Here is a 1,280-nt window from a genome sequence, read left to right on the forward strand (position 1 = left end):
ATCTGGCGGCGCGCGCATCAGGCGGAGGCGCGACGGCATCATTTCCGAAGGCGGCTACGACTCCAGATGATCAAGATCTAGCCCTGTAGTACTAGGGCCTGTTCTGAGTCGGGATCATGGGGTGGCTGGGAGGCTGCGGAGCCAGATGATTGCACCGCGTAGGTGCAGTCCGGCTTCGTAGCTTTCGGGTGTCTTGTCGTACCGGGTGGCCAGGCCCCGCCACTGCTTGAACTTGTTGATGGCGCGCTCCACGGTGTTGCGATCTTTGTAGAGCGTGGCGTCGTGGCCGACCGGGCGGCCTCCGGCCGATCCCCTTTTCTTGCGGTTGGCCGCCTGGTCGGCCTTCTCCGGGATTACTGCCTTGATCTTCCGTTTACGCAGGTGAGCGCGGTTGGCGCGGGAGGAGTATGCCTTGTCCCCGGCGACAGCGCCGGGACGGGAGCGGGGCCGGCCGACCGGGCCACGCACCCTGATCTTGCGCAGGACCGGGATGAACTGCGGGCTGTCCGCGGCCTGCCCGGGGGTGAGGATGATCGACAGCGGTCGGCACCGACGCTCGACCGCAAGATGGATCTTGGACGTCAGCCCGCCCCGAGAACGCCCCAGCTTCGCGGCCTTCAGCCGGGCCTTGTGCCGACGACGCACCGCACGGCGCCTTTCCCGCTCCGCATCCTCCCCGCCCCCGTCCGGCTCACCCGTCACATCGTCTTGTCGACTCGCCGCAGCCCCTTTTCCTCTGCCAGGGCCTTCTCCAGATCGGCAAGCAACTCGGGATCGACCACCATCCCGGCCGCGTGATGGTGCCCCCGGCTGACTGTGGAGTCCACGCTGACCAGACTGAGATCGACGTCCCCGCGAGCCGCCGCCTCGGTGATCATCACGTCCATGAGCGTTTGGAAGATCCCTCCGACGGCCCACAGCCGGAACCGGTCATAGATCGTCGACCAGGAGCCGTAGCTCTCCGGCACATCCCGCCAGGGACAGCCGGTCCGGAACCTCCACATCACCGCGTTGAAGTAGCTGCGCAGGTCAGGGATCGGCCCGAACGCCCCCAGCGGCAGGTACGGCTCGATCAACTCCCACTCGCCATCGGTCAGATCACCACGAGTCATTCGACCGGTCTACCGCAGCTGGCACCCTCCCGAAGCGGGAATGACCGAATCCCGTGATCTCAACTCAGAACAGGCCCTAGTACTACAGGGCTAGATCTTGATCATGGGGTGATGGGAGGCTCTGGCTGTGGCCACGACACAGCCCCATGAACCTGATCGTCCGTCGGA

1 pseudogene is annotated in these 1,280 nt (G+C 65.5%); it reads right to left on the minus strand.

Annotation, left to right across the window (positions count from 1 at the left end):
* Positions 1 to 114 precede the first annotated feature (114 nt).
* Positions 115 to 1,112 (minus strand): annotated as a pseudogene (locus AB0J04_RS46180) (IS5 family transposase).
* Between the last annotated feature and the right edge of the window lie 168 nt (positions 1,113 to 1,280).

The organism is Streptomyces sp. NPDC050263 (genome assembly GCF_040655955.1).
Lineage (GTDB): Bacteria > Actinomycetota > Actinomycetes > Streptomycetales > Streptomycetaceae > Streptomyces.